General features: G+C 40.9%; 22 protein-coding genes and 2 pseudogenes. 4 read left to right on the top strand and 20 right to left on the bottom strand.

Annotation, left to right across the window (positions count from 1 at the left end):
* Window positions 1–16: 16 nt before the first annotated feature.
* From NV379_RS09680 to NV379_RS09710, 7 genes are all read right to left on the bottom strand, one after another.
* Entirely contained in the window at window positions 17–832 is an 816-nt protein-coding gene (locus NV379_RS09680; RefSeq protein ID WP_258207083.1) for a carbohydrate ABC transporter permease, read from the bottom strand.
* A gap of 74 nt (window positions 833–906) precedes the next feature.
* Window positions 907–1,800, bottom strand: a complete 894-nt coding sequence (locus tag NV379_RS09685) for a carbohydrate ABC transporter permease (RefSeq protein ID WP_258207084.1) — start codon at window positions 1,798–1,800, stop codon at window positions 907–909.
* A 78-nt stretch (window positions 1,801–1,878) separates the two neighbouring features.
* A complete protein-coding gene (locus NV379_RS09690) occupies window positions 1,879–3,255 on the bottom strand; it encodes an ABC transporter substrate-binding protein (RefSeq protein WP_258207085.1) in 1,377 nt (458 codons plus the stop codon).
* 193 nt (window positions 3,256–3,448) lie between these two features.
* Entirely contained in the window at window positions 3,449–4,207 is a 759-nt protein-coding gene (locus NV379_RS09695; protein WP_258207086.1) for a hypothetical protein, read from the bottom strand.
* Complete coding sequence (locus NV379_RS09700) at window positions 4,204–5,643, bottom strand: sensor histidine kinase (protein ID WP_258207087.1); 1,440 nt, start codon at window positions 5,641–5,643, stop codon at window positions 4,204–4,206. Before NV379_RS09700 ends, NV379_RS09695 begins: the two co-directional genes overlap by 4 nt.
* 3 nt (window positions 5,644–5,646) lie before the next feature.
* On the bottom strand, window positions 5,647–6,303 hold the full coding sequence (locus tag NV379_RS09705) for a response regulator transcription factor (RefSeq protein ID WP_258207088.1): 657 nt from the start codon (window positions 6,301–6,303) through the stop codon (window positions 5,647–5,649).
* Between the two features lie 47 nt (window positions 6,304–6,350).
* On the bottom strand, window positions 6,351–6,662 hold the full coding sequence (locus NV379_RS09710; RefSeq protein ID WP_444850921.1) for an NUDIX hydrolase: 312 nt from the start codon (window positions 6,660–6,662) through the stop codon (window positions 6,351–6,353).
* A gap of 8 nt (window positions 6,663–6,670) precedes the next feature.
* Here NV379_RS09710 and NV379_RS26215 point away from each other — a divergent pair.
* Both NV379_RS26215 and NV379_RS09725 read left to right on the top strand, forming a co-directional pair.
* Window positions 6,671–7,070 (top strand): annotated as a pseudogene (locus NV379_RS26215) (IS3 family transposase); the annotation flags it as partial.
* 196 nt (window positions 7,071–7,266) lie between these two features.
* Complete coding sequence (locus NV379_RS09725; RefSeq protein WP_258207090.1) at window positions 7,267–7,509, top strand: aminoglycoside phosphotransferase family protein; 243 nt, start codon at window positions 7,267–7,269, stop codon at window positions 7,507–7,509.
* Window positions 7,510–7,652: 143 nt separating this feature from the next.
* On the opposite strand, the gene NV379_RS09730 is transcribed toward NV379_RS09725, so the two are convergent.
* Entirely contained in the window at window positions 7,653–8,915 is a 1,263-nt protein-coding gene (locus NV379_RS09730) for an MFS transporter (protein ID WP_258207091.1), read from the bottom strand.
* 125 nt (window positions 8,916–9,040) lie between these two features.
* Here NV379_RS09730 and NV379_RS09735 point away from each other — a divergent pair, with 125 nt between their 5' ends.
* Window positions 9,041–9,874: a helix-turn-helix domain-containing protein gene (locus tag NV379_RS09735; RefSeq protein WP_258207092.1), complete on the top strand. Its 834-nt coding sequence runs from the start codon at window positions 9,041–9,043 to the stop codon at window positions 9,872–9,874.
* Between the two features lie 210 nt (window positions 9,875–10,084).
* Here NV379_RS09735 and NV379_RS09740 read toward each other — a convergent pair whose 3' ends face one another.
* The 10 genes and pseudogenes from NV379_RS09740 to NV379_RS09785 form a co-directional block, all read right to left on the bottom strand.
* Window positions 10,085–11,518, bottom strand: a complete 1,434-nt coding sequence (locus tag NV379_RS09740) for a VanZ family protein (RefSeq protein ID WP_258207093.1) — start codon at window positions 11,516–11,518, stop codon at window positions 10,085–10,087.
* Window positions 11,519–11,601: 83 nt separating this feature from the next.
* A complete protein-coding gene (locus NV379_RS09745; RefSeq protein ID WP_258207094.1) occupies window positions 11,602–14,193 on the bottom strand; it encodes an ABC transporter permease in 2,592 nt (863 codons plus the stop codon).
* Window positions 14,190–14,873, bottom strand: a complete 684-nt coding sequence (locus NV379_RS09750; protein WP_258207095.1) for an ABC transporter ATP-binding protein — start codon at window positions 14,871–14,873, stop codon at window positions 14,190–14,192. The genes NV379_RS09745 and NV379_RS09750 overlap by 4 nt, the downstream gene beginning before the upstream one ends.
* Before the next feature lie 59 nt (window positions 14,874–14,932).
* On the bottom strand, window positions 14,933–15,841 hold the full coding sequence (locus NV379_RS09755) for a VanZ family protein (protein WP_258207096.1): 909 nt from the start codon (window positions 15,839–15,841) through the stop codon (window positions 14,933–14,935).
* Between the two features lie 102 nt (window positions 15,842–15,943).
* On the bottom strand, window positions 15,944–16,945 hold the full coding sequence (locus NV379_RS09760) for a sensor histidine kinase (RefSeq protein WP_258207097.1): 1,002 nt from the start codon (window positions 16,943–16,945) through the stop codon (window positions 15,944–15,946).
* Window positions 16,946–17,629, bottom strand: coding sequence for a response regulator transcription factor (locus tag NV379_RS09765; RefSeq protein WP_258207098.1), 684 nt, complete (start codon window positions 17,627–17,629; stop codon window positions 16,946–16,948).
* Between the two features lie 264 nt (window positions 17,630–17,893).
* Window positions 17,894–18,571 (bottom strand): hypothetical protein, encoded by a 678-nt coding sequence (locus NV379_RS09770; RefSeq protein ID WP_258207099.1) that lies wholly within the window; start codon window positions 18,569–18,571, stop codon window positions 17,894–17,896.
* 18 nt (window positions 18,572–18,589) lie between these two features.
* Window positions 18,590–19,324 (bottom strand): hypothetical protein, encoded by a 735-nt coding sequence (locus NV379_RS09775; protein ID WP_258207100.1) that lies wholly within the window; start codon window positions 19,322–19,324, stop codon window positions 18,590–18,592.
* Window positions 19,325–19,335: 11 nt separating this feature from the next.
* A complete protein-coding gene (locus NV379_RS09780) occupies window positions 19,336–20,643 on the bottom strand; it encodes an SPFH domain-containing protein (protein WP_258207101.1) in 1,308 nt (435 codons plus the stop codon).
* Between the two features lie 450 nt (window positions 20,644–21,093).
* Window positions 21,094–21,255: pseudogene (locus NV379_RS09785) on the bottom strand (ArsR/SmtB family transcription factor); the annotation flags it as partial.
* A gap of 124 nt (window positions 21,256–21,379) precedes the next feature.
* Between NV379_RS09785 and NV379_RS09790 the strand changes: the two are divergent.
* Window positions 21,380–21,724: a winged helix-turn-helix transcriptional regulator gene (locus NV379_RS09790; RefSeq protein WP_258207102.1), complete on the top strand. Its 345-nt coding sequence runs from the start codon at window positions 21,380–21,382 to the stop codon at window positions 21,722–21,724.
* 16 nt (window positions 21,725–21,740) lie between these two features.
* On the opposite strand, the gene NV379_RS09795 is transcribed toward NV379_RS09790, so the two are convergent.
* The gene (locus NV379_RS09795; protein WP_258207103.1) at window positions 21,741–22,268 is read right to left on the bottom strand and encodes an NAD(P)H-dependent oxidoreductase; all 528 of its coding nucleotides are present in this window, start codon (window positions 22,266–22,268) and stop codon (window positions 21,741–21,743) included.
* A gap of 97 nt (window positions 22,269–22,365) precedes the next feature.
* Window positions 22,366–22,797, bottom strand: a complete 432-nt coding sequence (locus tag NV379_RS09800) for a GNAT family N-acetyltransferase (protein WP_258207104.1) — start codon at window positions 22,795–22,797, stop codon at window positions 22,366–22,368.
* Between the last annotated feature and the right edge of the window lie 37 nt (window positions 22,798–22,834).

The following is a 22,834-nucleotide window of genomic DNA, read 5'->3' on the forward strand; positions in this document are numbered from 1 at the left end:
ATCACCCCCCATATGACTAACCTTTAATTCCCGATAGCTGAATTCCTTCAACAAAGTAGGACTCTGCATATAAGAACAACAGCACCATTGGGACCATATACAGCGCAGATGCAGCAAAAGCAATACCGCGATCTCCTTCGTTAATCCGTGACAAATATAGCGATAATGGCTGCTTGAAGGAATCTTCTAGAAAAATAAGCGGCTGCTCGACCATATTCCAATTATCAACAAATAGTAATACAATCAGTGCTGCGATCCCAGGTTGAATAAGAGGAACGATTATTTTATAAAAGATCCTCAAATGTCCAGCTCCATCCATTTTGGCCGCTTCGATATAGGAACTCGGAATATGTAACATGAACTGCCTCAACATAAACACACCAAAAGCACTGAAAATTCCTGGTAAAATAATCGCGTATGTTGTGTTCATAAGTCCAAGCTTCTCCACAATAATGTAATTGGGAACCAACGTAACTTGAAATGGCATAAGCATGGTCATTAAATAAATGACAAACAACTTATCCCGCCCCCAGAATTGGAGTTTAGCAAAAGCATAGGCCGCTAGAGATGCGACAAACACTTGCCCGAAGATAATAGGTGTGACCATAAATACAGAGTTCCAGAACATCTGGAGGAACATAGGTTTATGAACCAATACTCCCGCATATTGACCGAACGACAGCCAATCGGGAATCAACTTCAGATTTACAAATTCGCCCTTCTCTCCTGCTGCGGTATTGATCATCTTGCCAATGAGATTGTAGTTATGGTCAATCTCGCCTCCTGTCATTAACGAGTTTGTGAATGTGACCACAATAGGAAATAGCATCATCGCGGCGATAACCCCCATCACCAACGTTAACGAAAACTTGCGAAATAAAACCAATGTTATCACCGTCCTTATACTTAACCCATGAATTTTCGAAAACGGCTTTCTATTGAAAGCATGACTGTCACACTAATAAGAATACAGCCTACCATCAAGGTGGCTGCGGGCGTCAGTTTCTGAATATCGAGTGATAGAAACATATTGTTCATATAATGCTGCAGCATATAAATTCGGTCATGCGGATAATCGCCAGCGATCAGATACGTTTCACGGAAAACTTTGAAGGAGTTAATAATGGACATTAAAACGATAAAGAATAGGGTTGGAGTCAAGTAGACAAGCGTAATATGAATCAATTTATGAAATCTGCCCGCACCTTCTATCTCCGCAGTTTCATAGTAATCCTTAGGGATACTTTGTAGCCCGGCCAAAAATAAAATGATGTTATAACCGATATTTTTCCATATATATACGATAATTAACACGCCCATGGACCAATTCGACTTCATCCAATCGATCCGATCTATATGCATGCTCTCCATCCATACATTTACCGTACCATTCCAGTCGACTAAAATTTGCCATACCATCACAATGGATGCGACGGGTACGACAAGTGGCAATACAAAAGCAGTCTGCAGCCAATTTCGAATGAATAATTTTTGATTCAGAAAAAGCGCAAATAATAAGGATAGAGCAACGATGAGCGGTACGCTTACACCGGTAAATAGGAAAGTGTTTACTGCTGCTTTACGAAAGGATCCGCTCTCATACAATTGTTTATAGTTATCAAAACCGACAAACGTGCCATCCACCGGACTATCTTGGAAAGAATAGAGGACTCCCATGACAAACGGAATAAGATAAAAAATGGCGAAGCCTATCAAGCTCGGTGCCAAGAAGAGGGAAGCCACTGCCCAATCCTTGCGCAACAGCTTCAGTAGCTTGCCCCAATGACGCTTGCCCTTCATGTTTAACACCTCCTAAATCCACTTCAAATGAGAAAATGAACCCTGAGTTTTCGTTCAAGGTTCATTACACGCAATTGGTTATTCATTCAAGACAGTCTTCACTCTATTTTGAATCAACTTCGCCACTACTTCGGCTGATTTCTGCCCACTGAAATAGGCTTTGGTTTCTTCTGTAATGATCGCTTCGACCTTTGATGGCTTGAATGCAACGGAATGGATTGCTCCAGAAAGAAATTGATCTAATCCTTGAATATCCTTCGCTGTTACCTCGAACAGCTTGCCACTCATAGTTCCCATTTCTTCACTAGCCTTAACCTTCCCTTCTTTTAATAGTTGCTGCGTTTGCTTCTCATAAACGGTTTTATTTAAGGGAAAACCTGCACTACCTGCTTGTGCTTGTACCTCCTCAGACAACATAAATTTAAGGAAGTCCCATGCTTCTTCTTTGACAGAAGACTTCTCATTGATGCCAATGGTTTTGTACGTTCTAAAATAACCTCCAGCTTGCTGACCATTTGCATTTGGTTTGTCGTAAAGCTTGGATTTAAATACAAAGCCCTTCGGAAAAAATTCACTCTCTTTTAAGCTAATAATATAATCAGTGGGTGACACAATAGAGACCGTTCTGAATAGAGGATGTACTTGTTTTTCAGTGATAATGTGTTCATCGGACAAGGACTTTACTTGCTTGAGTAAGTTAGTAAAGGTATCTGAATCGAAATTGACCTTTCCATTGACCCCATCTACAAATGTCGGGTATTGATCTTTGACCATTTCATTTAATAGAGCATCCGGTGAACTAAACACACCATATTTGCCATTCTTCTCTCCAAACTTCATTAGTTGTCTGATTACATCGATATATTGACTCCAATTCCAAGTCTTGTCGTCAAACTTGACCCCGCTTTTCTCAATTAATGTCTCGTCCCCAATCAGGCCATACACAAAGAAATTCAAGGGCATTCCATAAATTCCGCCGTTTATCTTAACATTGTCCATAATGTTGTTGAAATATTGCTCTTTCTTAAAGGTTGAATCCTTCTCTATTATTTCACTCATATTGACTAACAAATGCTTTTCCACATATTTATCGATTGGCAATAAATCCATTTCAATCAGATCAGGACCTTTACCAGATAACATTGCAGTGTTCGTCGATTTGATGAATTTCTCACTGTTCTCTGGTCCATGTGCATCATCACTCTCAATATATTTAAGCTCAATTGTGATATTAGGATATTTGGCTTCATATTTCTTCTTCGCATTTTTAAAGAAATCATCAGGAAAATACGTGGAGAACACAATGGTTTTCTTCCCACCATTGGATATCGTTTCTTTAGTCTTTTTATCGTCGAGTGTTTTTATTGTCTTATCTTCGTTTGATGTTTGCGCTGTATTCCCATTGTCCGCACGACTACAAGCAGAGACAGAGATCATTAGTATAATAGTTACCATGATTAACAATACTTTTTTCATATGTATTCTTCCTTCCCTTTCACATAGGCTTTGGTACTCTATCAGTATAGTAAGCGAATATATGATAAGTTAGATGGACTTGTATTGAAGTTGTAAAGATTGAATTCAAACCAGTAGATCAGCATAAAAATGCCAACTGCGGCTGCAGCTGGCATTTGTACTGTTGGACAACTTATGACCCTGAATAATAACTAAGCATTGCCATTACTTCTTTGTTGAACCCAACCACTTCCTTCGTTTGAGAATTAATCATGATACTGTAACTTAACGATTGGTTATCCTTGCTCATATAATACATTTCCGATATGATGCCCCAACGAATATCTTCCTCATTTAAGATTAGATCGGTCAAGAGATAACTTCCCTTTTCCTGAATAAACTGATTAGCGATCCCGATTACCTCATCCATTATCACTTCCGGTCTTTTATCGTTATAAACGACCTCTGGAATCTGATTGGCTTTGGAAATTTTAATTACGTCGCCATCTTTGGCATTCAAAACAATATCATAGACTTCATTGCGATCAGCCGAAGGGATTAGAGTCATGTAAAACAGACCGTTAGGATACTTATACAGCTCCGTTTTGGTATCAAACTTGAACACCTGATTGTGCTTAGGTCGAGGATCAACGTCGTATTCCACCTTGTCCAGCAAATCTTTAAGCTTCTTCTGATCTATCGCAATCACCTCAAATTGGGCCATGTCCATAGTCAACTTCTTGTTAAAGTACTTATTGACCGCATTCAAGCTGAGCGTCTTCACAGCATCCTGAGAAAGAACGCCTTCGTATTTCACTTCGTTTCTTTTGTGCTCTTTGGTTATTTTTTTTACTATGACGGTATCCTTCTCGATCGCGTTGAACAATTCCCCGCACCCCGTTGTCAGGAACATGAACACCGCACATACGATAACCACGATGAGCTTTTTCATGGATTCATCCCGCCTTTTGGACCAGTCTGATCGAAAATAACTCCAATCGTTGTACCCTGATTTTCTTTACTACTCACTTCGATGACGGCATTGTGTATGCTCGCTACGCTTTGACATATTGACAGACCTAAGCCCGCTCCATTATAACTTCTCGTTCTAGCTTTATCCGCCATGTAGAACGGTTCAAAAATTTTGTCCCTATGTTCTTTGCCAATACCGATGCCTTGATCGATCACTTCAAGAATGTAACGGCTGTCACGCCAGTAAGTACGGAGCATAATGCTCTGTTGTTCCGCAGAAGCTTTAAGCGCATTGTCGACGAGATTGAAGATCAGAATTTTGATCAAATCTACTTCTAGTTGTAACATACCCTCTTCGCAATCCGTAACGATCAAAACCTGCTTCTCCTTGGCCATCATCTCCAATGCGGGCTTGATCTCTGCGATAACGGCTCTTAAATCATACTGCTCCATCTGGAAATGATCTTCCTGAAGCGAAATCAATTCCATTAGCTTCAAGGAGAGCGATTCTAATCGTTTTCCTTCTGAGTAAATGACATTTAGCCCATCCAAAAACCGTTCTTCGTTGTATTTGGTCGTTCTCAGGAAATTTGTATATCCGATAATCGACGTCAGCGGCGTTTTTAATTCATGAGTAAAATTATTGATGAACCTTTGCTTCTCTTGATTGTGCCCTTCAAGCTCATTGATTGTATTCTCGACAACCGAAGCCATATCATTAAAATTACGTGCCAGTATACCTATCTCGTCTTTTGATTTCAGCCTAACGCGTTCCGAAAAATCGCCCTGCGCAATAACTTGAGCCGTTCGGTTGAGTCGATCGATCGGCTTCGTCAGCCCTCTGCTCACGAAAAACATAATTAACATATAGAGGAAACATGCGGCCAAATCCACTCTTACGAAAAACTCGTACTGATCCACGCGATCCTGGTATAAGGGAGTAACGTCTTTCATGTAGGTAAACACATATCTTTTATTATTAATATTCGTAATGTTCGATGTGAATAGTATCATATGCTGATCGATATCCCGCAAGATGTAATTAATCTCGTCCACGGACAGCTTATCCAATTCCTCGCGATGCGTCGGCATCTTGAAATCGGTATTGCTAAATATGATCTGGTTCGTATCGTTTGTAATCTCCAAATACACTTGTTGGTCGCTATTCTTCTCAACAAATTCATTGGCGATATTGGTTAATACCGTTTTCTCGTAATCAATAGAATCGTAAATGCGAAGGATTGGAACAATCGCATCTACGCTGGAATGTATGCTCATATTCTGGCTTAACGTGTTGTTGATTTCCTGCCCCAGCATTTTTTTATGGCTCCGCTCAATGACCATTAGGGAAGCTGCATTAAAGATGATTACAAAGACCAAAAAAGAGAACAAATAAATTTTTTGCCAAAATTTCATCGATCAATCCTCCAGCCGGTAACCGATTTTGTAGATGGTCTTAATATGATCCTGAAGTTGAAGCTTCTTGCGCACCGATTTGATATGCATATCGACCGTTCTCGTCTCGCCGTAATAGTCGCCTCCCCATACTTTATCGATGAACTGCTCTCTGGAAAGGGCGATGTTCTTATTTTTCAGTAACACAACAATCAACTCATATTCCTTTGGGGTCAGTTCAACTGGCTCACCTTGTAGGGTCACTTCTCGTTTGGCCAAGTCTATTAGAATGTTTTGAAAATTCATTGTGAGTTCTTCTTTGCCGTATCTTCGTAATACGGTTTCAATCCTGGCCAGCAGTTCAATTCCTTCAAAGGGCTTGACCATATAGTCGTCGGCCCCCAGCTTCAATCCGTTGACTTTATCATATACCGAGTTTTTTGCCGTCAGGAAAATGACCGGTATGCGGTAGGGTTGAATTTTTTCCATCACAGCAAACCCATCGAGCAGCGGAATCATAACGTCGAGCAGAATGAGATCGAACTTCTCTTGCTTCAACGCCTCAAGTGCCGCCAAGCCGTCGTACACCTCAGTCGTCCCATAGTTCACGATGTTGAGATTCATTTTAATGATTTTGGATATATGGATATCGTCTTCAACGATCAAAATCTTTTTTTTCATATTTAGAAATCTCCTAATATACCGAATATGTATGTAAAGACACAATGTTATTGTAACACTACGTCAACCGCTTTTAATACCAACGGGGATGAATTATCAGGAGTTACGTTTGCTAGGGACAACCAAAGAGCCCCATTAGAATCTTGTTCTTGGAATGCTTCTACAGAACTGACTTGTTCCCAAGAGTCAACTCTCACTTCATACAGCATTGCGATGTGATGCAAATGTTCAACTGTGTTATTTTTTAGTGTCCACAATACAAAAAAATCGCTAACACCAATACTTTTAAGTTCTTTAACCGTATACCCTGTTTCTTCCCGAAACTCTCGTATAATGGCTAACTCTAGGGATTCCAGCATCTCTAATCGCCCACCAGGCAAATCAAATAGAGCGACTCATTAGCCGCATCTTGTTGGATTCACGTCGTCTATACGGGAGTCCGAAGACCACCAAAGCGCTCCAAAAGCAAGGCTTTCAAGTATCGGAGAAGACGCTCGCACGAATCATGAAAGCCTTGGGGTTAAAATCCCGTATAGTGAAGGAATACAAAGCCACAACCAACTCCAAGCACAATCTACCCGTTTATGAGAATGTGCTGAATCGACAGTTTCAGGTACAAGCGCCAAACCAAGCGTGGGTGACGGACATCACCTATATTGCCACCGATGAAGGATGGCATGGAAGGAAGTATGAGTCGCAAAGGCAACTGCTATGATAATGCATGCATTGAATCCTTCCACAGCGTGCTAAAAAAAGAACTCATTTATCTAGGGTCAATCCCTGTTGGATTGGGTTATGAAAACAAATGACCTCCAGGGAAATGCGGAATATATGAGGAGGCTGCATAAGACAATCGTTCAGAACAGAGTTAGCAATGTACCTGATTACAAATAATTTTTAAAATTCAATATTTTAATCGTGCCATCGGCTAATTTAATAGAACAAGAAGGAGTATTGGTAATCTTGGATAGATTGAAAGATGGAGATACACTTTGTCATGGTGATTTTCATCCAGGTAATATATTACTATCAAACGGGCATCCAATGGTTATAGACTTCATGAATGTTTGCCATGGAGATTTATTTTATGATGTTGCAAGAACTGTTTTTTTGGTGGAATATACACCCGTTCCAGCAGATGCAGATGGTAGAAAACATCTCTGCGATATAAGAAAACGCTGGCAGACTTATATCTTATCGAAATGAATGTTACCCGAGAAATGATACAAGATTATCTATCTGTGATTATTAAGACTAGAGTAGGTGAATTCCCGAACGAGTAGGTAGGGTTTGAAATTGTTGAGAGCTTTGGTCATTATCAAAATGATTGCAATGAAGCCATACCGATTTTAAGAACTGTTCGTAAGCGTTCGTTCTTTTTCAGCTTTCATAAAAGGAATGTGTACGATTATTTTTAACACAAGTCCAATCGTTAGAATAACAAGAGAAAGAATAAAAGGACCATGATCTAACAAATATCCATACATCTGTAGTCCAGCAACTTTTCCTATAGCAAAGGATAAAGACATGATGGCAAAAAAACGGCCCATACCTTCATTGGGTACTTCAGTTTGGTAGAAAGAGATGAAATACGATCCGTATGCTCCGCGGACTAAGAACATGGATAATACGATCATGCAAAAGAACCATAATGGACCGTTTGAAAAATGGATCAGCCAGTTGGAGAATGTATCCCACCCCAGTAACAGTAGAGGTAAAGCAGTCAATGTCATTCCGATAACCCCAATTAAAATACCAGTTGGCACGGTCACTCTTTTTTTCAAAAATGCTATAATTAATATACTGCCGATATTGCCTACCGTCACCATACTTTGTACCAAACCAACTTGAACATTAGTTCCCGAAAATATTTGCTTAATTATATAGGGAAACCCAACTAATACAATAGCGGTCAAGAACAAATGGGTTAAAACTCCGTTTACAACCAGAGATAACAACTGTGCGTTGTTATGAAATATTTTGAACCCTGCGGCGATATCTTGTAGCAAACCATTAATTTGCTTACGTTTTTCCATAGCTGGTATTTTCATGAAATAGGAACATGCAGCTGCTGTAATGAAAGTTATAGCGTTAAGGAGAAAAATACCAGATAAACCTATGTAGCAAAAAATTAGTGCGGCTGAAATAGGAGCAGCTACTGAAAGGGTCTCGATGATAGTGGTCTTTAGTGAGTTAGCTTCAACCAATTTATCTTTGCTGACTAAGAATGGAAGCACCGTAACAAATGCAGGTAAGAAAAATAACTCACAGATTCCAAGAAAAAAGACTAATAGTTGAATAATGATCATATCCAAAGGTTGGATTATCACATACAAGAATGCTCCCAACAACACTATTGCTCTTAATATATCTATAATGATGATCCACCTTTTACGATCAATCCGATCTACCCAAGCCCCTGCAAACAAGCCAAATAAAAGCTGTGGAAGTAGTCCTATCACTAATGTTGAGGCAAAAGCCGATGCGGAACCCGTTTTTTCTAAAATATACAAAGAAAGACCCGTTTGTGTAAAAGTGCTTCCAAATACAGCGATTCCTTGACCTAATATAAATAACATAAACTGCCGATTTTTTAGTAAACGCCAATCCATTAATAATTCACACTCCCACTTGGTACATTTTCTAAAGAGTGTATACCGAGTCTCTGTTTTATGCTCTGCATTCATTTCGATACTTTGCAATTTTTGCAGAGTCATTCTCATAAGGGGGATATAAATTGTATTTATCAAAAATATGGTTGCCTAATAGCAAAGTAGGATATTATCACTTGGAAGCTCACCATGCTGATGAATATCACGGCCATGGTGATTGCTACCAGGTGAGTATCCCAATCTTTGGAACCCCAATTCTGAACCTAAATAATCGAAATAATAGATTGATTCCTAAAGACACCTTCATAACCCCACCTTCTGATCAACACCAAAATTTTGCAGGAGATGAGTCAGCCCGATTCTTGCTTATAACTATAGAAGAAAAATTCTTAAGCAAGGTACTAGAAGAAACAGTAAATTTTACTGATCAAGTGCATTTCGCCAACTGGAACACAGGTATTTTCGATAGACTGATAAAATTTGCGGAAAACCTGTATTTAAGAATGGCAGATTCACTTTGTCCCGTAACTCTCACCGAAATGGAGTACCTGGAACTACAGATCGTTCATCAACTATTTAATGATTACCCAGGAAGCCATTCTGACAAATGGATTCGTAAAAAGCCGAAATTAATTTCTCCAGAATTAAAGCAAGTTGTGAAATACATACAAACGGAATACACAAATGAGCTTTGTCTCGACAACTTATGTGAAATTTCAGGGATGGGCAAAACGAAGTTGATCCGTTCATTTACTGGAGTTTTGGGAGTCACTCCCTGGCAATATATTCGTGAAATGAGGCTTCGTCGGGCGGAGCATTTACTTCTCACGAGTACCGATGATATTACGAAGATTGCATTTGAATCGGGTTATGGTAGTTTAAGTAGTTTTGAACGATCATTTAGGAATAGATACAATATGAGTGCTGATACCTATAGAAAAGGGAAGAAAGAAAATTAGTAACACACTTATCATAGGATGAATCCAAATAAAAAGGGGTGTGCCTTAGTGGCTACCCCGTTGTCGTATATGTAACTACTTAATTTTGTTCACCAAAGTAATTCAATCAAAATTAGATTTATTCTGGCATAGCGCAAAAAAACAGAGAGCAGCTACCGCAGCCGTCTACTCCCTGATGTTACGTTATTGTGAAAATACGTTTAACACGTATTAGCTTCTTCTTGCCTGAATTAATGTGAACCAGTTCGAATCCCCATTAAATACACCGGATACTCTGTATATAGGCTGATAGAAGTTCTTCGTGTCATATATAAACGAAAGCTCAATTCCTGTTAGTTCAAGTTGGTCACCTTTTTTAATAACGAGTTGATCAGGCTTTAATATTGCATTTCTTACTAGTTGAGGAAATTGACCATTCTTTATACGCTCATATACCTCTGCAGGAGACAGTATATCCACTTTCTTTACAAATTGACTCTCATGGAGCATATTATTTATCAAATATATACTGCCATCTTGTTTAAGACCGAGGGACAGTTCGCCAGTCCAATAATTTTCGTTGAGCTCTACTTTATTTTGGGGGGACCATTGAAATTCTCCGCCCTCCAATTCTGTAAAATCAACGTTTTGAGGGAGTATGCCTAGATCGGCCATAATGGTTTTGGCCTTAAGCAACATCTGTTCTTTGTCAGCAAATGACGTTCGCTCTGGTGTATAATTGTTCTCGGCTAACAACCAGCCTCCCTCGTTGGATTGAAAGAATGTATACTCCATTCCCGATTTGTCTTTTAATAGAACCTCACCATCACCGCTATCATCTTTCATATTCAACTCAGTTAATCCTAATTTCTGCTGCAGCAAGGCTTTGACTCCATCTCGTTTAATGATTCTCTTATATACAGGAGCGACAGCAGGTGCTGAGCTTAGCTGTAGGGATGATGTCAAATGAACATCTCTCATATTCCATTTGGTAAACGAGTTTATGGCCAGATTACCGAACTCCTGCTGGGCATACACTATATTTATACCAATAAGAGACAGACCCATTACTAGAGGTATCGCTAGGTTGCCCAGTAGACTTTTCATTCTGACTTTTTTGTTATGAACAATGGAAGCTACCAATCTGTATAACTGGTATCCCATAATGCCACCAAGCGTGTTATTAATGATATCATCAAGCTCAAACAGCCCTGCGCCTGTAAGCGTCTGATAGGTTTCAATAAATAGCGTAGAGCTTACAACGACAAGAAGAAGCCATTTGAATACTTCAAACTTCCGGTTGATTAAAGGCAGCATAATTCCCATTGGGATAAACATGATGATATTAAAAATACAGTTCTGAAGATCACGCAAGGAATACTTATTCCATGCTTCCATATAACTGCTGAATGGATCGAGATTCATTTGCAAGAAATAGGAATGACCACGACCGATCATGGTTAGCTCAAGTACAAAGACAACATATCCGATGAACAACGCGCCAAGAAAAAGCTTTTTCATTTGAATCCATGGCTTTCCCTCTGATTGTAGATTTCTATAATAAAGAAAGTAATATAGCCCAATAAGAACAAATTCTATCCCAATAATCACGATGACCGGCAGCAATAATAGACGTAGGTTAATATAGATTTCATCGATCCCCAAGACACGAGCCCCTCCCTATAAATTTATTCTAATGGCAGTAGATACTATCATTGCTTGCATCTACAAGTTGGGGCTGGTTACCGTTATGCATTCTCCTGCTTTAATGCGTCAATTATGTTTTCCTTTTTTACTTTCGCGCCGGAATATAGCATGGCAGACCCGACTATGATAAACACGACGATAATAACAGACAGAATGCTCATCCAAGGGAGGGTGAACCCGTAACTGAACTTGTTCGAAAATGCTCTATAGATCAGATACATCACAATGATACTAATAGGAAGCCCGAACACTAGCGACTTGACCCCATAAAACATACTTTCGTAGTTCATCATTTTCGCAAAGCTCTTAGGTGTCATGCCGACGGATTTCAGCATCGCAAATTCTCGTTTGCGAAGAGCTACGCCCGTCGAGATCGTGTTAAAGATGTTCGCAATGGAAATCGCAGAGATTAATACGATAAATCCATACGAGAAGACGGACATCAATAGAATCAGCTGTTCTTCACTTTTTCTAGATTGATATACATTGTAGACATTCAGATTGTTCTCATTCATCTCTTCGATTTCCTGCTGCGTTCTCATCGGATCCGTGCTTTTCAAATGGAGGAACATCTGAATGTTAACTAGATCCTCGTCACCTGCCAGTCGATTCAAGGCGCGCTCCGACACGATCATATTTAGCCCACCCACGCCTATCAAATTCATTCCCATCGGAATTTGATCCGTGAGCGCAGCAACAGTCACTTCGCTTGCCTTTGTTTCCTTCCCATTTTCTTCATGGAAGTTCGTTAACGCGATATGCTCTCCGACATTCGTATAGATGGCCTTCGTCTGAACGTATTTTTCCGTGTCCATATCTTTGTAGCGAATCGTATCCATCACAATCGCGGCAGGATGATCCGGATCTTTCAGCTGTTCATAATCTGCGCCGACCGCACTGGCATAGGTTCGCAGACTCGAATCATTGAGTGCATGAATTATAATGTCGTAAGGATATTTCCCCGCTTGAAGTAGCTTCTTATCCTCCTTAACCTTCTCTTTCAACTCATCGGCAATGATCGCTTCATCGACCCAAGCATTCTTATATAACGATTGAATCACGTTGAATTCCGTTACGCCGTCCAGTGATGCAATCGATTGAATCAACCGATCGTCGAGTCTCTTACCATTGCCGTACATGACTTCAATATCGAAATTGACGCCTTCCTGGGACAGTTTCAGGGATTGCTGCATACCGGTGGTAAAGAATGATACCGTTAGGAACAGAACGATGCTGATGACAAGTGAAAATACAATGGCATGATATCTCCGCTTGTTCCGTTTTAAGTTCTTCAATCCGATTTCCGCTTCGATGCCGAAGAGCCTACGAATGAACTTCGACGTTTTCACGGCATTGACCGTAAGCTTTACATCGGTTGTTTGGCGAATCGCATCCATAGCGGATACCTTGGATGCCTTGATCGCCGGGAGATACGTCGAAATAAAGATCGTTAGCATCGAGACAATACAGACAATTAAGAGCGATAACGGTGTGACGATAAGCCTCAACGGTTCATTGGTCCATAATGCCCCTTGAATCATGGAGTTCATGAACCAAAAGGTAATTCCCATCCCAGCAAGACCACATAAGATGCCAAGGGGAATGCTGATCAAGCCAATGACGACACCTTCAAAAAGCACTGAATTTCGCTTCTGACTTTTCGTAGCGCCCACACTCGCAAGCATCCCTAAATGGCGGGAACGTTCCGAGACCGATATTGCAAAAGCATTATAGATAAGCGCAACCGAGCCGATCATAATGACCGCCATCACGATTGCTGATAATGAGTACATCATGCTAAACGAAGCTCTGCTTTTGGCCAAACCGTAATAACGAAGCAGTTCATTATTAAATTTAACTGTTTTAATCTGGTTATTCTTAGCCAAATCTTCCGCATGAGCAAACATGGAAGGATTAACACTCTTCAAGGCAACTGACGCATCGACTCGATCGTTAGCCCCGATGATATTTGTATCGACATAGCTAATGGTCGTATAACCCGGCGCCCAAGCAGACTCCCATATGGGACGCTTTATAAAGCCTACCACCGTATAATCCCTTGACTTAATATGCAGCAATGTTTCGGTCAATGTGCCGTTATCCCTACGCAGCATTTCGGTCTGATCCAGGGGACGATCATTCCCATTTTCGAATCGTTCACCGATTTGAAGGGTTAGATGATCACCGATTTCGTATTTCACTTTGCCATTCGTTGCAACGTCTTCGGATATGACGACTTCCTTGTCCGTTTGCGGAAGGCGCCCTTTGCTCAATTCAATCGGAAATTGCTCGAAGCTTTGTGCATCATATGCCTTAACGAACAAGTAAGGCTTATTGGGGTTTTGTCCGCCTTCTAATCGGGCATGGCCAAGATCACTTGTGATCGCAACGGTTCGAGTTTTGTCATCGCCTCGTATGGCCGCAATCTGTTCTTTGGTTACATCTTGATATCGAACATGCCACTCTCCTGACTCGGCAATCGTTTGCCTAATCATTAAATCTGAAAAGGAAAAAACAAGCGTAGCGACAGCGGTCACCATGGCAACTGAAATGATGACGCCGATGATCGTTACAAGCGTTCTTCTTTTATTTTGCTTCAAATGCCGGATCGTTAATGTATTGACAATATTCATCGCCGGATCACCTCGTCTTTGGCAATCCTCCCGTCTTCAATCGAAATAATTCTGTCGGCTTGCAAGGCGATTCGTTCGTCATGTGTAATCACGATTAGCGTCTGATTATAGGTTTTATTTAACATTTTTAGTAAGTCGATAATCTCGCTGCTATTCTTGCTGTCTAGGTTCCCTGTCGGCTCGTCAGCCAGCATAATCGCAGGATTGCCAATAAGTGCCCTTCCAATCGAGACCCGTTGTTGCTGTCCACCGGATAGCTGATTTGGCAAATGATTTAATCGTTGCTGCAAATTTAACGTTTGAACAAGACTACCCAGCTGCTGTGGATCTACCTTTTGCTTATCGAGTAAGAGCGGCAGTGTAATATTCTCCTCCACCGTCAGAACAGGGATCAGATTGAAAAATTGATAAATCAGCCCGATTTGTCTGCGTCTAAAGATAGCTAGCTGCGTTTCGTTCAAGGCATACATGTCCGTTTCCTCCACAAATACCTTGCCGCCAGTCGGCAGATCCACACCGCCTAGCATATGAAGTAGTGTCGATTTTCCCGACCCGGATGGACCAATAATGGCGACAAATTCACCTTTTTGTACTGAAAAAGAAACATCATCCAGCGCCTTTACCGCTGATTCACCTGTGCCGTATATTTTAGATAAATGCTCAATTCTTAAAATTTCCATTGTCATCCTGCCTTTCCTCGTTGCTCAAATTCCAGAAATATAATATGTGAAAATTCAATTTATTTCCTTGCGGAAATAGGTGGAGCTGTAAGAACGACGTCATTATCTTTTAGCTGTACGCGAAAAATGTATACAGGTTGGGAAAAACCCTTTGTATCTGTGGCGTGCGCTACATGACTCTCAATAATGACTAATGTCTCGCCTTCAAATTCTTCACCCGCTCCGAAAGGTCCCATCGGGTAAATATCACCCTGTTGCAGCTTTCCGAATGCTTCTTTTGGAGAAATAATATCGATGTCTCTCACTTTTTGACCTTTGGGATCGTAGATAGGCATTTTACTACCTTCATCACTTAACTCTAGTGATGTTTGGATCGTGACACGAGACATATCTGTCTTTCCATAAGAATCAAATGGCATATTACCAAATTCCTTCATTTGATATGAAATAAATATTCCAACGGCAACGAAGATTACTGTAGTGGGTAAAATTAAATACTTGACGATTTGTGTGTGCGATTCTTTCTTTTTCATGTAAATAAGAACGATATTTAATAAACAGTACCCTAACATCATTCCTATCGTGTTATGAAGTAAATCGTCTAGTTCCACACTTCCACGAAGTGTTATCAATTGAAGAGTTTCAATACATAATGATGTTGTAATTGAACTGATTAACATCCATTTTACTTTCAAAAAAAGTTTACTAAATAAAGGTAATAAAATCCCTAACGGAAACAGCATACCTAAATTAACAAAGATATGAAAAAAAGATTGAAATGAAAATTGATTCCATGCTTGTTGATACGTGCTTAGTACATCGAAATCAATTGTCCTTGCAAAGGTATTCTCAGATGAACGACCAAATGTGGTAGCTATAATTAAAAGGGAATAATACCCGATTATGAATATAAGTAATATAATTTGTCGTTTAGTAAATTTCTTTCCTCGTTCTTTAATAACATCCATTGCCCTACCCCCCATCGCTTAGCTGATGAATATCATTCTACTTGTCTATAATGACTTTCAAGTGACGATGAAGGTGAACAATTAGTCACATACGGAGTGCTATTAAATGACTTGCTTATAAAATTTAATCCGAAACTGTGTCCCCTTCTCGCTGTCGCTCGTCACATCGATCACGCCATTTTGGCTGGTAATAATGCTGTGAGCCATCGCAAGACCTATACCAATGCTCCCTTCGCTTGCGTTCTTTCCCTTGTAAAAACGTTTAAATATATAAGGCAAATCTTCTTTCGGAATGCCTTTTCCATTGTCAGAAATAATCAATTCAGTAAATAGAGCATTTTCGGAAAATGTGATCGTAAGTGCTCCGCCTTCATGCGTGTGTTCCACGCCGTTTTTCAAAATATTGATGACCGCCTCGGCAGTCCAGTTGAAATCGCCAACAAAAGAGACATCGTCATCGCCCGCGATCGTAATCGTTTGCTCCTTAACATCCATCGGTATCATAACCGGCTCTAGTGTTTTTTGGACAAGGCTTTTCATCAATATACGATCTTTCTTGAATGGGATGGTTTTCGCGTCCATTTTCGATAGCTTTAACAAGGAAGAAACAAGCCAATCGATGCGTTCAAGCTGAACGCGAATATGGTGGGTGAACTCCGTTCTTTTTGCCGGAGACAGATCAGGGGTACTTAATAAATCTGCCATCATCGTCATGGAGGTTAGTGGTGTTTTGAGCTGATGTGAAATGTCGGAGATGGCATCCGTCAGTTGGATTTTATCCCGCTCTAATAGTGACCGATGCTCGGATAGCATAAGTGTCACTTTGTAAATCTCATTTTTTAGAATGCTAAGCTCACCTTCTTGATTATCCCGAACGTCAAGGGAGACGTTGCCGCTCATTATTTCCCGCAAATAGACAGACAGCTTCGCAAGCTCGCGGTATCTCCATCTCGTGAAGAACATACTTGTACCTATAAGCAGCGCAGATAGAAACGTAACCACCAATGCCGTGATAGACGAAATGAAAGCAGCGACAATGATTGCCGTTAAGCTTATCAATCCCAAAGTGAGCAATAATAATTGAACTTCTCGATTTCGAAGCATCTAATCACCAACCTTATAGCCTAAACCACGCACCGTTTTGATTAATACTGGATTGCTCGGATCATCCTCCAGCTTTTCCCGCAGCCTTTTGATATAAACCGTTAATGTATTATCGTTCACGAAATCGCCGGCCACATCCCAGATCTGCTCTAACAGCTGATTCCTTGAAAGGATCTGTCCAATGTGATTGCCAAAGATCAGCAATAAGCGATATTCTAAGGCGGTCAGTGCAACCTCTGTGCCGGTTTTATATACTTTACCCTCAAGGGTATTGATTCGAACATTGTCGATGTCGATGATTGCTCGGGCCTGAGGCGACTTCTGGTATCTTCGCAAGACAGTCTTAATTCGAGTGAGAAGCTCACGAACTCGAAATGGCTTCGTAATATAATCGTCAGCACCCATTTCAAGCCCCATCACGACATTAACCTCATCGTCGATCACCGTTAAGAAAATGACCGGAATATCTCGCCGCTCCTTCACCAACTTACACAATTCATAACCACTTCCATCCGGAAGCTGCAAATCGAACAAACATAAAGCGATTTGATCAATGTCGTCGAGAATCACCTTTTTAGCTGAGGCAATATCATGGCAAAGAACGGTTGAATAACCATCTTGCTGCAGCGAATATTCCAGCCCCGTGGCAATCGTCTTATCGTCTTCGACTAATAAAATTTTCATGTGTAATCATCCTTGTGTAACGATTATATTTACTTTTATATAAGTATTTTTCGCCCTACTTATTATTAGCTTCACCTTAACAGTTCTAATAACAAAAAACAAAAAAGGAGCTTCCAAGATAGCTCCTTTTTGTTGTCTTGCTTATATAAACTATTTCTTCTTATACTTGATCAAACAGATTCATACTTACTTTTTAATCACACAATATGTAGAATAATGCATCAAAGTACTTGGTATATCTCTCGACGAAATTCTCTTCATCCCTCATTCATCTTTCAGGACGGTTCCACAATATTGGCATTCCTTTGGTTGGGTCGGATGCAGTTTTACGGCAGCACCACAACCGGAACAGAACACACTTTTGGACGTGCCTTCGATTCTAGCTTCCATAGCCGCAGACGTCTGCGCGGTAGCTGAGTCGTTCATTTGCATTTCCGATTTCATCGTTCTGCCAGGTAGAACAATATCTCCACTGTCCGTTAAGCTCGCATTTGGTAGCTGACCAGTTGCGATCATATATCGAATGTCTTCACGCACTTTTTTGACCGATACACCTGTCGACTGGGACAGCGCAACGATTGTTCCATTCCCCTGCTCGATGATTAGCCAGTAGTATGCCTTGTACAGAGCAATTATCTTCTTCTTACGGGAATAAGCAATGACATAGAAAAAGATAGCTGGTATTCCGAATAAAATAAAAAACGGGATAAAAATACCTACAAATACATCACCGGTCGCACCCGACGCCAGGAACAACAACATACATAATCCCAATAGTGTCATTAATACGTGTCCCGTCAGCCTGTAGTCCTTTTCCCTCAAATGATTATATTTCGCATGAAGGGCATATCGGATAATGAGTAAAGCGACTCCCACTGGAAAAAGCAAGAGACCGATCAATACAAACAATCCATGAATTCTAACGTTTACTGGCTTATGCACAAGCAATCCTCCGCTCTGCTATTTTCGTTGAAGTAACTTCTCGTTGCGATCCGTCAGTATAATCGAAAGATCGCGGATTCGGCGGTCAAATGAGTCAATCTCTTCTTGAATAGGCTGTTTCATATATTCACGAATATCTGCCGCCAACTTCTCCATCTCTCCCAACAGATGGTGTTCGACCTCTAACATCGTCGTATGGGATACTGGATCGCTAAACCGAACTTTCTCTTCTAACTGTTCGAGTTCGCGAAAAAGCTGTTTCCCTTCTTCCTTACCCTGCAATTGCCGTACAGAATCGCGCAACACATGTAGCATGGATTGCACAAATTGCGTCTGAGATGTGGCATTATCATCCTGAACCGACTTGTGAAAGGCGAAAGACGCCATGCCTACAGCAATTCCAGCGATTGCAATCACAATCAAATGAATAAGGGAATAAGACAGAACTGATATGTCGAATAACAACGAAAATAAAATGACTATGACCGCCACCGCAATTAAATAAAGCGTCGAGACCGTTACGAACGCCGATAAACCAATAGAAATGCTCCCGCCACGCTTCTGCGTAGCTATCCCGAAAAGCGCTGTACTATATACTGCCGTTTCAGCCAACACCAGCGCCCCTAAAGAAATCCAAAGATGACCCGGACGAGAGAATGGTAATCCTATCAAGAATAAGAGCGCGATCGTTAGCACAAGCATGCATACGTATATAAAGGTCCATATCCCCGCATTTAATCGAAATTTATTCATGTTGAACCTCCTTATGGGATAAGCTTGTTGCCACATTCCAGACAGAACTTTTGGCCTGGCTTCACTTCATGCTGGCATTGGCTACATTTCAACACCGCGCTCCCTCCGCAATTGGAGCAGAACTTAGCGCCAGCAATCAGAGGGTCACTGCAACTTGGACACAACTTAACTCCAATGTTGTATCCACATTTGATACAAGATTCGGAGTCGGCTGAGTTATCAGATCCGCAATTCGGACATGGGCGATTCTCATCGCCGCAATGCGGGCAAAATTTGGCATTCGCTGGGAAAGACTTTCCGCAAACACTACAATCTGTTGCCTTAGCGGCTGCAACCGGTATCGGTGCCGCCGATACATATGAATATCCGCAATTGTTGCAGAACCGCGAGTCTTCTCGATTGATTGTGTGACATTGCAAGCACGGCTTACCAGCTGATGTGTTCATCTCCTGCGTCAACCCCGCCATCTGACCACCAACAGCACCACCAACACCAAATCCCATCCCGAGTCCGATTCCCGCTCCCATTACGTTAGAACTGCCAGACCCTTCGTTCTTTGCCGCTCCTTCAAGCGTATCGAACGTTCGTTGCTGCTGATACGTATAACCGATAATGTCCATTTCGGCTTTTTTAGCCAATGCTTCTTTAAGCCGGATCGTAGTTGGATCGTCATCAGGCATATTGATCGAATCGATGTAGAAATTGAGCAGCTTGATACCGTACTCTCGAAAAACTGGCCCAATTCTTTCCTCAATATGTTTGGCGATCTCTGCAATATAAGCATTAATTTCTAAGATACTGATTTTCTTTAAGACCAAATAAGACGTTATCAACTCGTTAATGTTCATCATTAGGAGACTGCGGAAGTACTTCACCAACGTATCTTTGTCGAATACTGGCATCGTACCAATCAACTTAAGAAGAAACTTGCGAGAATCCTCGATCTGTACCCCGAATTGCCCGAATGAGCGGATAGAAAGTATAATCTGGTACTTCGGATCCTGCAATTGAAGCGGCGATGCCGTTCCCCACTTCACGTCCAAAGAATTAATCTTGTTGATGTACCATACTTCAGCCGTAAACGGAGAACGTCCACCAAACGGTAAATTAACAAGTGCCTGAACGAAAGGAATGTTCGCTGTATCGAGCGTATGTCGGCCAGGGCCGAATAGATCGAGCGCCTTCCCTCCCTTGAACAGTATCGCTTCCTGCGTCTCATTTACGATCAATTGCGTCCAGGTGCCTAATTCTTGATTTGGATATTTCCAGACGAACAAATCCGATGGACCATCGAACTTGACGACTTCAACTATAGCCACAATTACCTGCCTCCTTCAATGACTAAAGATTCATGCTGTCCCATGTTTATGTACATAATTCGACTCCATTCTCTATTCTACGTTCAAGAAAATATTTCCTCCAAATCCTATACCAGATTTGAATAATTTGAGCACTATAACCATAAAACTACACACCAAAAACCCACCTGCCGGCAATCCTCGACAAGCGGGTCCATCAACGTTCAAGTGCTGTTAATTTTTTTAACCTAATCTGTCACCTGTTACATTTTCCATTTAACCTCTTGATCCGACTAATAAAGGTTGATTTTCTATATAGTCAGCGTACTCGCTGGCATACTGTTCAAGCGGCTCATCGGTAACCTCGCAAATTTGACTCACTACATAAGGCTGACGATAGATCATTCCGGTAAGATTAGCTGTCTGCTGGAACGGTCGTAGCAACTCGCTAAATGAATAATTGTGACGACCTCCGGCTTGTTGCAAGACAGATAGATACTGCGATGTTGTCGATTGGGTCATGTTTAGCTTGGTGGTTATCTGACTAACGCATACGCCAACCTCAACAAGGTCAACTCCCTCTTGCGCGCCAAAATGAGCTTGAGGATCAGGTAACCACTCTAAGATTTGCAGACGAGCTTCGTTAAGATAATGCCTTACAAATTAGCCGATCTTTCTTTATATCCTTACATTAACGCTGTAGAATATAATGTACGCACATTGATATCCTATACGTATCTAAAGGAGAGTGTAACTTGTGCAAGAAACTTGTGTTCCGACTGGCGTGGAATTAAAAAGCACTGGCTTTGGCTATACCTTGTCCTTAATAGGCGGCAAATTTAAAATGATCATTTTGTATTGGCTCTCTGAAAAAAAGGTGATGCGGCACAATGAGCTGAAACGAAGTATCGGCACCATTTCTTTTAAAACACTTAGCATCATGTTAAAAGAACTAGAGGCTGATGGCCTTATCATACGCAAAGAATTTCCTCAAGTCCCCCCAAAAGTTGAGTATTCATTATCTGAACGTGGTCTATCTCTCATTCCTTTGTTAAATATGATGTGCGATTGGGGAGAAAAAAACAGTTCAACAGCGGATTAAGCGTATAAGCCGCTTCTTATAGATTATCAATAAAATTCAAGTAATCTTGATCGCTTTGCTCGAGTATGCTTGTAGGCAGCTCATGTTCTGTACCATATAACGCATAGAACGAACGATAGTCGGCTTTGCAATATAAGAAGGTAGTTTCAAAAGGAGATAGCAAATGCCCAAGTGTATAGCGATATCTTCCCTCTTCACTGTAATCTTCTTTATTAATTCCGACAGATAGCGCTAAACCCACTTTACGGTTCTTTAATTTATCACCTTTTGAGCCATATGCCCAACCATAAGTGAAAACATCGTCTAACCATTTTTTTAGCATAGGTGGTGAACTAAACCAATACATGGGGAATTGCAAAATAAGGTTATCATGAGCTTCAATTAGTTGCTGTTCTTTCTCCATATCAATGTTTCCGTCTGGATAAACCTTATATAGTTCGTGTACGGTATACTTTTCAGGGTATTTTTTAAGTTGTTCTACCCATCGCTTATTAATAGCCGATGTTTCTATGTTTGGGTGCGAGACGATTATAAGAGTTTTCAAAGTGTTGACCTCCCTAGGAATGATTTACTCCTAGAGTATAGAACACCTTCTACAAATAAATAAGTACGCACTTTTATTACAGGTACTTACATAAAGGTTAGTGTCTATTCAAGTATCGAGCTGTACTTCGAACCATCATTTCCCGTCGTAGGAAGCCATACTGTTCATAGAGCCCATGCGCATCACGTGTACCGAGATAAATAGAAGTATGGCAAATGCGAGGATGATCAACCAATACAGCCATCATCCATTTGCTAAGTCCTTTTCCACGATGCTCAGGGTCGACGATCACGTCACATAGCCACGAAAAGGTTGCTCCATCCGTTACAACCCGCATAAAGCCTACTTGAACCCCTTCTGCACTAAACAATCCGATACAAAGCGATTCTTTCCAGCTATTCATGATCGTTTCTTCCGACCGTTCTGCAGCCCAGTACGTACTCTTCAATAATGCAAGTGTCACATCCTGCTGCAGCTCTTCCACATTGTCACTCATTCTGTAAGGCAAATAGTCATGAATCCACTCCATCTGTATACCTCCCATAGTTCACGTTACGTAATATGTT

The sequence above is a fragment of the Paenibacillus radicibacter genome (assembly GCF_024721995.1).
Lineage (GTDB): Bacteria > Bacillota > Bacilli > Paenibacillales > NBRC-103111 > Paenibacillus_AM > Paenibacillus_AM radicibacter.

What these genes read in the sequence shown, in the direction of transcription:
- NV379_RS09680 (WP_258207083.1), bottom strand. Translation starts at nt 832, where the DNA reads ATGATGCTATTTCCTATTGTGGTCACATTCACAAACTCGTTAATGACA.
- NV379_RS09685 (WP_258207084.1), bottom strand. Translation starts at nt 1,800, where the DNA reads ATGAAGGGCAAGCGTCATTGGGGCAAGCTACTGAAGCTGTTGCGCAAG.
- NV379_RS09690 (WP_258207085.1), bottom strand. Translation starts at nt 3,255, where the DNA reads ATGGTAACTATTATACTAATGATCTCTGTCTCTGCTTGTAGTCGTGCG.
- NV379_RS09695 (WP_258207086.1), bottom strand. Translation starts at nt 4,207, where the DNA reads ATGAAAAAGCTCATCGTGGTTATCGTATGTGCGGTGTTCATGTTCCTG.
- NV379_RS09700 (WP_258207087.1), bottom strand. Translation starts at nt 5,643, where the DNA reads ATGAAATTTTGGCAAAAAATTTATTTGTTCTCTTTTTTGGTCTTTGTA.
- NV379_RS09705 (WP_258207088.1), bottom strand. Translation starts at nt 6,303, where the DNA reads ATGAAAAAAAAGATTTTGATCGTTGAAGACGATATCCATATATCCAAA.
- NV379_RS09710 (WP_444850921.1), bottom strand. Translation starts at nt 6,662, where the DNA reads ATGCTGGAATCCCTAGAGTTAGCCATTATACGAGAGTTTCGGGAAGAA.
- NV379_RS09730 (WP_258207091.1), bottom strand. Translation starts at nt 8,915, where the DNA reads ATGGATTGGCGTTTACTAAAAAATCGGCAGTTTATGTTATTTATATTA.
- NV379_RS09745 (WP_258207094.1), bottom strand. Translation starts at nt 14,193, where the DNA reads ATGAATATTGTCAATACATTAACGATCCGGCATTTGAAGCAAAATAAA.
- NV379_RS09750 (WP_258207095.1), bottom strand. Translation starts at nt 14,873, where the DNA reads ATGGAAATTTTAAGAATTGAGCATTTATCTAAAATATACGGCACAGGT.
- NV379_RS09755 (WP_258207096.1), bottom strand. Translation starts at nt 15,841, where the DNA reads ATGGATGTTATTAAAGAACGAGGAAAGAAATTTACTAAACGACAAATT.
- NV379_RS09760 (WP_258207097.1), bottom strand. Translation starts at nt 16,945, where the DNA reads ATGCTTCGAAATCGAGAAGTTCAATTATTATTGCTCACTTTGGGATTG.
- NV379_RS09765 (WP_258207098.1), bottom strand. Translation starts at nt 17,629, where the DNA reads ATGAAAATTTTATTAGTCGAAGACGATAAGACGATTGCCACGGGGCTG.
- NV379_RS09775 (WP_258207100.1), bottom strand. Translation starts at nt 19,324, where the DNA reads ATGAATAAATTTCGATTAAATGCGGGGATATGGACCTTTATATACGTA.
- NV379_RS09800 (WP_258207104.1), bottom strand. Translation starts at nt 22,797, where the DNA reads ATGGAGTGGATTCATGACTATTTGCCTTACAGAATGAGTGACAATGTG.